At 76.1% G+C, this 12,092-nt stretch carries 1 protein-coding gene and 1 pseudogene; both read left to right on the top strand.

From position 1 onward, the window contains the following. Positions 1–251 precede the first annotated feature (251 nt). A pseudogene (locus ACWGJO_RS14105) lies at positions 252–7,157 on the top strand (type I polyketide synthase); the annotation flags it as partial. A gap of 30 nt (positions 7,158–7,187) precedes the next feature. After that, positions 7,188–12,056 (top strand): type I polyketide synthase, encoded by a 4,869-nt coding sequence (locus tag ACWGJO_RS14100; RefSeq protein WP_452183638.1) that lies wholly within the window; start codon positions 7,188–7,190, stop codon positions 12,054–12,056. Positions 12,057–12,092: the final 36 nt, after the last annotated feature.

Below are 12,092 nucleotides of genomic sequence, written 5' to 3'. Positions count from 1 at the left end.
AGGTTTCGGCGGAGGCGCTTCGGCCGGTCGGTGAGGGTGGGCCGGAGGCGTTGTTCGCGGTGGACTGGGTGCCGGTTCCGGTTCCGGTTCCGGTTCCGGTTTCGGCAGGTCCGGATGGTGCGGGTTCGTCGGGTTGGGTGGCGATCGGTGAGGTCGCGGGTGTGCGGGGGTTCGTCGATGTGGCGGGCCTGGTTGGTGAGTTGGAGGCCGGTGGGTTGGCGGTGCCGCCGGTGGTGGTGCTGCCGGTGCCGGTCGAGGGTGATGTGTATGCGCTGACGGCCCGGGTGCTGGGTGTGGTGCAGGAGTGGTTGGCGGAGGAGCGGTTCGGTTCTTCGCGCCTGGTGGTGCTGACGCGTGGGGCGGTTGCGGTTCCCGCTGGTGGTGGGGCTGATCCGGTGCAGGCGGCGGTGTGGGGTCTGTTGCGTTCGGCGCAGACGGAGAATCCGGACCGGATCGTGCTGGTGGATCTGGATCCGGATCCGCTCGGTGGTTCGGAGGGGTTGTGGCCGGCGGTCGTCGGCGGTGGTGAGCCGCAGGCGGCGATCCGGGGTGGTGAGGTGTCGGTGCCGCGTCTGGTGCGGGCGTCTTCTCTGCAGCTGGTGGAGACTCCGGTGGAGTTGGATGCCGGTGGCACGGTGCTGATCACGGGTGGTACGGGGACGCTGGGTGGGCTGTTGGCCCGGCATCTGGTGGCGGTGCACGGTGTGCGGCATCTGACTCTGTTGAGCCGTCGTGGCGCGGACGGTCCGGCTGTGGGTGAACTGCTCGCCGATTTGGGCGGGTTGGGTGCCGAGGCGGACGTGGTCGCGTGCGATGCGGCCGACCGTGCGGCGCTGTCCCGGGTGCTGGACGGTCTCGCCCGTCCGTTGGCGGGTGTGGTGCACGCGGCGGGTGTGCTGGACGACGGGGTGTTCGCCGCCCTGACGCCGGAGCGTGTGGCGGCGGTGCTGCGTCCGAAGGTGGATGCGGCGCTGAATCTGGACGAGTTGACGGCGGATCTGGAGCTGCCGTTGTTCGTGCTGTACTCGTCGGTGGCGGCGACGTTCGGTTCGGGTGGTCAGGCCAACTACGCGGCCGCGAACGCTTTTCTGGACGCACTGGCGGCCCGCCGTACGGCTTCCGGCCGGGCGGGTCAGTCGCTGGCCTGGGGTCTGTGGGAGCAGGCCAGTGAGCTGACCGGTCATCTCTCCTCGGCACGCAGTGGCTCGGGTCTGCCGACCGCGCAGGCCCTGGCCCTGTTCGACCGGGCGATCACCCTGCCCGTACCGCACCTCCTGCCGGTGACCCTCGACCTCCGGGCGCCCCGGACGGGCGGGATCCCCCCGCTGTTCCGCGCCCTGGTGCGGGCCCCGAGGAGCCGCGCCGCCGAGCGGGGTGCCGGCGGCCGGGCCGCGGTGCTGGAGCAACTGCGGGGCCTGGACGCCGAGCAGCGCCGCGCGCGCCTGCTGGACCTGGTGCGGGCCCATGTGGCGACCGTGCTCGGCCACGCCGGGGTGGACGCGGTCGGTGCGAAGCAGGCCTTCAAGGACCTCGGGCTGGACTCGCTGACCGCCGTGGAGCTGCGCAACGGGCTGAACGCCGCGACCGGGCTGCGGCTGCCCGCGACCCTGGTCTTCGACTACCCGACCCCGGACGCGCTGGCCGACCACCTCGCCGAGGCGCTGTCCGAGCGGGTGGTGCAGGCCCCCGCCCCGACCGCGCCCGTCCTCGCCGCGAACGCCGACGAGCCGATCGCGATCGTCGGCATGAGCTGCCGCTACCCCGGGGGCGCCAACGACCCCGAGCAGCTGTGGCGCCTGCTGGCCGAGGGCTTCGACGGGGTGACCCCGTTCCCGGCGGACCGCGGCTGGCGGGTCGGGGACGCGTCCTACGCCCCGCGCGGCGGCTTCCTGGACGACGTCGCGGGCTTCGACGCCGAGCTGTTCGGGATCTCGCCGCGCGAGGCCCTGGTGATGGACCCGCAGCAGCGCATCCTGCTGGAGGCCTCCTGGGAGGCCTTCGAGGCCGCCGGCCTGGTCGCCCCGGAGCTGCGCGGCTCCCCGACCGGCGTGTTCGTCGGGGCGTACGCCTCGACCTACGGTGTGGGCGCCCAGCTCCCGCCCGGCGCGGAGGGCTACCTGCTGACCGGGACCTCGATGAGCGTGGTCTCCGGCCGGGTGGCGTACACCTTCGGCCTGGAGGGCCCGGCCGTCACGGTGGACACCGCGTGCTCCTCCTCCCTGGTGGCGATGCACCTGGCGGCGCAGGCGCTGCGGCGCGGCGAGTGCGAGCTGGCGCTGGCCGGCGGCGTGGCCGTCCTGGCCGGTCCGAACATCTTCGCCGAGTTCGACCGGCAGGGCGGACTGGCCTCCGACGGCCGGTGCAAGCCCTTCGCCTCGGCGGCGGACGGCACCACCTGGTCCGAGGGCGTCGGGGTGCTGGTGCTGGAGCGGCTCTCCGACGCGCTGCGCAACGGCCGTGAGATCCACGCGGTGATCCGCGGCAGCGCGGTCAACCAGGACGGCGCCTCCAACGGGCTCACCGCCCCCAACGGGCCGTCCCAGCAGCGGGTGATCCGCCAGGCGCTGGCCGACTCCCGGCTGCTCGCCGCAGAGGTGGACGCGGTCGAGGCGCACGGCACCGGCACCAGCCTGGGCGACCCGATCGAGGCCCAGGCGCTGCTGGCGACCTACGGCCAGGACCGGCCGGCCGACCGGCCGTTGTGGCTGGGATCGATCAAGTCCAACATCGGCCACACCCAGGCCGCGGCCGGTGTGGCGGGCGTCATCAAGATGGTGCAGGCGATGCGCCGCGGTGTCCTGCCCGCCACCCTGCACGTGGACGAACCGACCCACCACGTGGACTGGTCGGCCGGGGCGGTCGAGCTGCTGACCGAGGCGCGCCCCTGGCCCGAGGCCGACCGGCCGCGCCGGGCGGGCGTGTCCTCCTTCGGCATCAGCGGCACCAACGCGCACATCATCCTGGAGTCCGCCCCGAGCCCGGCCGGGCCGACCACCACGGGCCACGGCCCGATGGAGCCGATCGGCGCGGGCCGCGGACCGGCGGGGCCGACGACCACGGGCGAGGGCCCGGTGGTGTGGCCGCTCTCCGGTGGGACCCAGGCCGCCCTGCGTGAGCAGGCGCGCTCCCTGCGCGCCCACCTCGCGGCGGCGCCCGCACCCGAACCGGCCGACGTGGCCTGGTCGTTGGCCACCACCCGGGCCGAACTGGAGCACCGGGCCGTCGCCGTCGGACGGGACGGCGCGGACCTGCTGCGCCAGCTCGACCGGCTCGCGGCCGAGGAGGCGGCACCGGCGGCCGAGGGCGGCCCCGGGCGACTCGCCTTCCTCTTCACCGGGCAGGGCGCGCAGCGGGCCGGGATGGGCCGGGGGCTGTACGAGGCCTCCCCGGTGTTCGCGACGGCCTTCGACGCGGTCTGCGCGGAGCTGGACCGGTGGCTCGACCGGCCGGTCAAGGACGTGGTCTTCGAGGGCGTCGACCTGGACCGGACGATGTGGGCGCAGGCCGGCCTGTTCGCCGTCGAGGTCGCCCTGTACCGCTGGGCGGAGTCCTGCGGCCTGGTCCCGGACTTCCTGCTGGGCCACTCGATCGGCGAGGTGGCCGCCGCCCACGCGGCGGGCGTGTTCTCGCTGGCCGACGCCTGTGCCCTGGTCGCGGCGCGCGGCCGGCTGATGCAGGCGCTGCCCGAGGGCGGCGCGATGCTCGCCGTGCAGGCCGCCGAGGCCGAGGTGCGGGCGGAGATCGGCGACCGGCTGGACGTCGCCGCCGTCAACGGCCCCACCTCGGTGGTGGTTTCGGGCCCGACGGAGGTGGTCGAGGAGTTCGCCGGGCGCTGGGCGGCCGACGGCCGCCGGACGAGCCGGCTGACCGTCTCGCACGCCTTTCACTCGGCCCTGATGGAGCCGATGCTGGCCGAATTCACCGAGGTGCTGGCCGGGTTGACCTTCAACGAGCCGCGGATCCCGATCGTCTCCAACCTGACCGGCGCGGTGGTCGACCCCGAGGAGATCCGGACGCCCGGGTACTGGGCCCGCCATGTGCGCGGCACCGTCCGGTTCGCCGACGGCATCGCGTACCTCTTCGGCCGGGGCGTCACCCGCCACCTGGAGCTCGGCCCGGACGGCGTGCTCTGCGGCATGGCCCAGCAGTCCGTCGCCGAGGGCGTGTTCGTCCCGGCGCTGCGCCGCGGCGAACCCGAGGAGGCCGGGACGGCGCTGCGCGCGCTCGGCCGGCTCTGGGCGGCCGGCGTCGAGGTCGACTGGCCGGCCGTGCTGCCGGCCGGACGCCGGGTGCCGCTGCCGACCTACGCCTTCCAGCGGACCAGGTTCTGGCTGGAGCCCGCCACCGGCGTGGGCGACGTGGGCGGCGTCGGCCAGAGCGCGGCGGACCACCCGCTGCTCGGCGCGACGGTCGCGCTGGCCGGCGGGGACGAGGTGCTGCTGACCGGAAGGCTGTCGCTCGCCACCCAGCCCTGGCTGGCGGACCACGCCGTCCTCGGCCGGGTGCTGGTGCCCGGGACGGCGTTCGTGGAGATGGCGCTGCGGGCCGGGGAGCAGGTCGGCTCGACGGTCCTGCGCGAGCTGCTCGTGCAGTCCGCGCTGCCCCTGCCGGCCACCGGCGGGGTGCAGGTCCAGGTGCGGGTGGCCGCCCCGGAGGAGAACGGCGACCGCCGGGTGGAGATCCACGCCCGGCCGGACGAGGGCGAGGCGCCGTGGGTGCGTCACGCGACCGGCGTCCTGGGCGCCGGGGGCGCGGCGCAGGAACACGACTTCGCGGCGCAGGAGTACGACCTCGCGGCCTGGCCGCCGCCGGGCGCCGAACCACTGGCGCTGGACGGCTTCTACCCGGCCCTCGCCGAGGGCGGGTACGGCTACGGGCCGGCCTTCCAGGGGGTCCGGGCGGCCTGGCGCGACGGTACGACGGTCTACGCCGAGGTGGCGCTGCCCGAGGAGGCGGCCGCGGCCGCGCCCGGGTTCGGGCTGCACCCGGCGCTGCTGGACGCGGCGCTGCACGTGATCGGCTTCGTCGAGGCCGGCGGCCCGGTGCCCCGTGTGCCGTTCGCCTGGACCGGGGTCCGGCTGCACGCCACCGGCGCCACGGTGCTGCGCGTCGCGGTCACGCCGACCGAGGACGGCGTGCTGATCCGGACCGCCGACGGGATCGGCGCGCCGGTGGCCTCCGTCGACTCGCTGGTGCTCCGCGAGACCGCCGTCGAACAGCTGCCGGAGACCGGTCGACAGCCCGGTCGGGACTGGCTGTTCGCGGTCGAGTGGACGCCCGTGCCGGCCCTGCCGCCGGTGGACGCCTCCGCGTGGTGGGTGCTCGCCGGGGACGGGACGCCGGCCGTGGCCGGGGTGCCGGGCGAGCGGATCGACTCGCTGGCGGGACTGCCCGCCGGGGCGCAGGCACCACCGGTGGTGGTGCTGCCCCTCGTGGCCGGTCCCGGCACCGACACCGGCACCGACACCGATGCCGATGCCGACACCGTCGGCGGCGCGGGTACCGCGCTCCGGGCGGCCTCCGAGACGCTGGCGACCGTCCAGCAGTGGCTCGCCGACGAGCGGTTCGATTCCTCCCGGCTGGTGGTGCTGACCTCGGGCGCCGTCGACCCGGCCGGCCGGGTGCGCGACCTGCCCGGCGCGGCGGTCTGGGGCCTGCTGCGCTCGGCCCAGTCCGAGCACCCGGACCGGTTCGTCCTGGTCGACGCGGACCCCGGGGACGACGCCTGGCACCCGTACGCGACCGGTGCCGAACCGCAGCTGGCGGTCCGGGACGGGCGGGTGCTGGTGCCCCGTCTGGCGCGGGCCGGCGCCGCAGCGCCGGCCGACACCGCGGCGCGCCCCGGCACGGGAGCGCCGGCCGACCCGGGTGGCACCGTCCTGATCACCGGCGGCACCGGCGTGCTCGGCGGACTGGTGGCCCGCCACCTGGCCGCGGAGTACGGCGTGCGGCACCTGCTGCTGCTCAGTCGGCGCGGTGCGGACAGCCCCGGAGCCGCCGAACTGACGGCGGAACTGGCCGCACTCGGCGCTCGCGCCGAGGTGGTGGCCTGCGACGCCGCCGACCGCGACGCGCTGGCCCGGGTGCTCGCCGCGATCCCGGCGGAGCGCCCGCTGCGCGGGGTGGTGCACACCGCCGGCGTGCTGGACGACGGCGTCGTCGAGTCGCTGACGCCCGACCGGGTCGCCACCGTGTTCCGTCCCAAGGCCGACGCGGCCGTGCACCTGCACGAGCTGACCGCGGGGACGGACCTGGAGCTGTTCGTGCTGTTCTCCTCGGCGGCCGGCACCTTCGGCTCGCCCGGCCAGGCGAACTACGCGGCGGCCAACTCCTTCCTGGACGCCCTCGCGGCGCGGCGCCGGTCGCTCGGGCTGCCGGGCCTCTCGCTCGCCTGGGGCGTCTGGGCGGAGGCCAGCGCGATGACCGGGCACCTCGGCGACCGGGCCGCCCGGCTCGGCGACGGGCTGACCGCGGAACAGGGGCTCGCGCTCCTGGACGCGGCGCTGGCCACCGACCGCGCCCACCTGGTGCCGGTCCGGCTCGACCTGCCGTCCCGGCCGGGCACCGCCGACAGCGCCGTCCCGGCCCTGCTGCGCGGACTGCTGCCCGGCGGCCCGCGCCGGGCGAGCGCGGCCGCCGACGGCCCCTCGCTGCCGCGGCAGCTGGCCGGCCGCACCCCCGCGGAGCAGGCCCGGATCGTCCTGGACGCCGTCCGGGCGGACGTCGCGCAGGTCCTCGGGCACGCCACGGCGGAGGCCGTCGCGCCCGACCGGGGCTTCGTCGACCTCGGCTTCGACTCGCTGACCGCGGTCGAACTGCGCAACCGGCTGTCCGCCCGAACCGGGCTGCGGCTGCCCGCGACGCTGGTGTTCGACCAGCCGTCGGCCGCCCGGGTCGCCGAGTACCTGACCGGGCGGATCGCCCCGCCGCGCACCTCGGCCGCCTCGCTCACCGACCGGGTGGACCGGATCGAGGCCGAGCTGGCGGAGGCGGCCGAGGCGGAGCGGATCACGGTGGTCCGGCGCCTCCAGGCGCTGCTGGCCCGCTTCGAGGACGGCGCTCCCGCGGCCGGGTTGCCGGACGTGGTGGCCGGTCTGGACACCGCCACCGACGACGACCTCTTCGACTTCATCGACAAGGAACTGGGCGCCTCGTGACCCTGCTGCCGAACCCCTACCCGACACCCTGTGAGGCCTGACATGGCGGACGAGCAGAAACTGCGCGACTACCTCAAGCGCGTCACGGCCGAACTGCACCAGGCCCGGCAACGGCTGCAGTCCGCCGAGTCGGCCGACCGCCAGCCGATCGCGATCGTCGGCATGGCCTGTCGGCTGCCCGGCGGCGTGGACGGCCCGGACGCGCTCTGGCGGCTGGTGTCCGAGGGCGTGGACGCCGTCTCCGCCTTCCCCGAGGACCGCGGCTGGGACGTCGGCGAGGACGCCGGATTCGCCCGCAGCGGCGGCTTCCTGCACGACGCGGACGGCTTCGACCCGACACTGTTCGGCATCTCGCCGCGCGAGGCGACCGCCATGGACCCGCAGCACCGGCTGCTGCTGGAGGCCTGCTGGGAGGCGTGCGAGCGCGGCGGCGTCGACCCGTACGCGCTGCGCGGCAGCCGCACCGGGGTGTTCGCCGGGCTGATGTACCGGGACTACGCGGCCCGCATGATCGACATCCCGGAGGGGGTGGACGCCTACCTCGGCATCGGCAACATGAGCAGCGTCGCCACCGGCCGGATCTCCTACACCCTCGGCCTGGAGGGCCCGGCGGTCACCATCGACACCGCCTGCTCGTCCTCGCTGGTCGCCCTGCACCTGGCCTGCCAGTCGCTGCGCTCCGGCGAGACCACGATGGCCTTCGCGGGCGGCGCCACCGTGATGGCCTCCCCGGACACCTTCACCGGTTTCGCCCGGCAGGGCGGGCTCTCCTCGGACGGCCGCTGCAAGTCCTACGGCGCCGGCGCGGACGGCACCGGCTGGGCCGAGGGCGTCGGGATGCTGCTGCTGGAGCGGCTCTCGGACGCCCGGCGGCTCGGCCACCAGGTGCTCGCGGTGGTCCGGGGCAGCGCGGTCAACCAGGACGGCGCATCCAGCGGCCTGACCGCGCCCAACGGCCCCGCCCAGCAGCGGGTCATCGAGGACGCGCTGGCCAGTGCGCGGCTCACGACGCTGGACGTGGACGTCGTCGAGGGCCACGGCACCGGCACCCGGCTGGGCGACCCGATCGAGATCCAGGCCCTGCTGGCGACCTACGGTCAGGACCGGCCCGAGGACCGGCCGCTGCGGCTGGGCTCGGTGAAGTCCAACCTCGGGCACACCCAGGCCGCGGCCGGCGTGGCGGGCGTGATCAAGATGGTGCAGGCGATGCGCCACGGCACCATGCCGCGCAGCCTGCACGCCGAGCAGCCGACCCCGCAGGTCGACTGGTCGGCCGGCGCGGTGCGGCTGCTGACCGAGGCCGAGCCCTGGCCCGAGCTGGACCGGCCGCGCCGCGCCGGCGTCTCCTCCTTCGGCATCAGCGGCACCAACGCCCATGTCGTCCTGGAGCAGGCCCCGGAGGCCGAGGCCCCGGCCGATCCCGGGCAGCCGGCCCCCGGCGTGGTGCCCTGGCTGCTGGCGGCCCGCACCACCGAGGCGCTGCGCGCCCAGGCCGGTCGGCTGCACGCCTTCGTCGCCGACACCGAGCCCGACCCGGTCGACGTCGGCCGCTCGCTGCTCTCCCGGGCGCCGCTGGAGCGGCGCGCCGTCGTGCTCGGTGCCGACCGGGACCGCCTGGCCGACGCGCTCGCCGCGCTGGCCGGGGACCTGCCCGACAAGGCCGTCGTCACCGGGGTGGCGGGGGAGGGCCGCAGCGCCTTCCTGTTCACCGGCCAGGGCGCCCAGCGGACCGGGATGGGCCGCGAGCTGTACGAGGCCTTCCCGGTGTTCCAGCGGGCCTTCGACGCGGTCTGCGCCGAGCTGGACCCGCGCCTGGAGCACTCCGTCAAGGACGTGGTGTTCGGCGGGAGCCGGGACCTCCACCAGACGGTGTGGGCCCAGGCCGGGCTGTTCGCGCTGGAGGTGGCCCTCTTCCGGCTGTTCGAGTCCTTCGGCGTGCTGCCGGACTTCCTGCTCGGCCACTCGATCGGCGAGGTGGCGGCGGCGCACTGTGCCGGGGTGCTGACCCTGGCGGACGCCTGCGCCCTGGTCGCCGCGCGCGGCCGGCTGATGCAGGCGCTCCCGGCCGGCGGGGCGATGCTCGCCGTGCAGGCCACCGAGTCCGAGGTGGCGGCGGCACTCGCGGCCGTCACCGGCACCGCGGACGTGGCCGCGCTCAACAGCCTCGGCTCGGCGGTGGTCTCGGGCACGGCGGACACCATCGACGAACTCGCCGCCCACTGGACGGCCGAGGGCCGCAAGACCAGTCGGCTGACGGTCTCGCACGCCTTCCACTCGGCCCTGATGGAGCCGATGCTGGACGAGTTCCGGGCCGTCCTCGCCACGCTCTCCTTCGCCGAGCCCCGCATCCCGATCGTCTCCACCCTCACCGGCGCGGTGGAGGACGAGCTGCTGCGCACCCCCGACTACTGGGCGCGGCAGGTCCGCGAGACCGTCCGCTTCGCCGACGGCGTCGAATGCCTCAAGGCCCAGGGGGTCGGCCGGTTCGTGGAACTCGGCCCCGACGGCGTACTCACGGCGATGGCCTGCGAGAGCCTGCCCGAGTCGGCGCTCACCGCGACGGCGCTGCGCAGCAGCTGGCACGACACCGGGGTGTTCGTCACCGCGCTGGCCGACCTGTGGACCCGCGGCACCGCGGTCGACTGGCAGGTGCTCTTCGACGGCCACGGCCACCGGGTCGAGCTGCCGGTCTACCCCTTCCAGCACGAGAAGTACTGGCTCCACCCGGTGGCCGCGCCGGCCGGCGGGCCCGTCGACCCGGGCCTCTGGGCGGCGCTGGCCGGCGAGGACGCCGACGCGATCGCCGACCGGCTCGACGTGACCGACCCCGGGGTCCGGGCCTCGCTGCGCACCGCGCTGCCGCTGCTGTCCGACTGGCACCGGCGCGATCGCGAGGAGGCCGAGGTCGCGGGCTGGCGCTACCACGTCGGCTGGGAGCCCGTCCCGGACGCCCCGGCCCCCGCCCTCACCGGCGACTGGCTGCTGGTCGTGCCCGCCGCGACGGCCGACGACGAGCGGGTGCGCGCCCACCGGGACGGCCTGACCCGGCACGGCGCCTCGGTGGTGACGGTGCCGGTCGTGGCGGACGCCGCCGACCGGACCGACCTGGCCGTCCGGCTGCGGCAGGCCGTCGGCGACGGGCGGCGGCCCGCCGGAGTGCTCTCCCTGCTGGCGCTGGAGACCGGGCCGCACCCCGAGGTGCCGGCGCTCCCCGGGGGCACGGCCACCACGCTGCTGCTCGTCCAGGCCCTGCTGGACGCCGGGATCGACGGCCCGCTGTGGTGCGTGACCGAGGGCGCGGTGTCCACCGGCGACCACGAGCCGCCCGCCGAGCCGGGCCAGGCGCCGGTCTGGGGCCTGGGCCGGGTCGCCGCCCTGGAGCACCCGCAGCTGTGGGGCGGTCTGATCGACCTCCCCGCCGGGGCCGAGGAGGAGGACTTCGACGCGCTGGCCGGCCTGCTGACCGCCGCCGACGGCGAGGACCAGCTGGCGGTCCGCCCGGAGGGCGTCTTCGCCCGCCGGCTGCTGCCCGCCCCGACGGCCGACCCGGAGGCGCCCGCGTGGCAGCCGCGCGGCACCGTCCTGGTGACCGGCGGCACCGGCGCGCTCGGCGGGCAGGTGGCCCGGTGGCTGGCCGCCGGCGGCGCCGAGCACCTGGTGCTGGTCAGCCGGGGCGGCCGCGGCGCCCCGGGGCTGGCCGGGCTGGAGGCCGAGCTGACGGAGCTCGGCGCCCGGGTCACGGTGGTCGCCTGCGACCTGTCGGACCGCGCGGACGCCGCCCGGCTGGTCGCCGAACTCGACGCGATGGAACCGAAGTTGAGGGCCGTCGTGCACGCCTCGGGGGTCAGCGCCTCGGCGCCGCTCGCCGACACCACCTTCGCGGAACTCGACCGGACCGCGGCCGGCAAGGTCGCGGGCGCCCGGCACCTGGACGAACTGCTCGACCAGCGCCGACTGGACGCGGTCGTGCACTTCTCCTCCATCGCGGGCGTCTGGGGCGTCGGCGAACAGGCCTGCTACGCGGCCGCCAACGCCTACCTCGACGCCCTGGCGCAGCGGCGCGACGCCGAGGGCGTGCGCGCGCTGGCCGTCGCCTGGGGGCCGTGGGACGGCGGCGGCATGGTCGACCAGGCGATCAAGGAGCCGATGCGCCGGCGCGGCATCTCGCTGCTGGCACCGGACCGGGCGATGCACGCGTTGCAGCGGGCACTGGACCTGGACACCGGAGCGGTCACCGTCGCCGACATCGCCTGGGAGCAGTTCGTCCCCGCGTTCACCGCGCTGCGGCCCAACCGGTTCTTCGCCGAACTGCCCGAGGTCCGGGCGCTCGCCGCGGTCACCGTCACCGAGGGCGAGGACCGGAACCGGCTCGCCGCCCTGCGCGAGCGGCTGGCCGCCCTGCCGGGCGCCGACCGCGAGCCCGTCCTGCTGGACCTGGTCCGCACCCACGCGGCCGTGGTGCTCGGGCACGACGGCCCGGCCGCGATCGACGTCGACCGGCCGTTCCGGGACTTCGGCTTCGACTCGCTGGCCGCCGTCGAACTGCGCAACCGGCTCGGCGAGGCCACCGGCCTGCCGCTGCCCGCCACCGTGGTGTTCGACCACCCGACGCCCGCGGTGCTGGCCGCCCACCTGCTGGGCGAGGCGCTGCCCGACGATACGGCGGCGGCCCTGCCCTCCACGGCGGAGCTGGACCTGCTCGAAGAGGCGCTGCTGGCCCGGGCGCAGGACGACGTGGACCGGGTCCGGGTGGTCCTGCGGCTGGAGGCGCTGCTCACCCGCCACCGGGGCGCGGGCGGCGACGACCCGGTCGCCTTCGACGACCTGCGGGACCAGCTCAGCAGGGCCAGCAACGAAGAGCTCTTCGACGTGATCGACCGGGATCTCGGCCTCTCGTGAGCAGGGGTGCGTGGTGGCCGGGGACTTTCTTGGAAG

It is taken from the genome of Kitasatospora sp. NPDC054795, assembly GCF_053611565.1.
The sequence above is the reverse complement of the archived record's forward strand: the minus strand, read 5'-3'. Positions and strand labels throughout refer to the sequence as shown.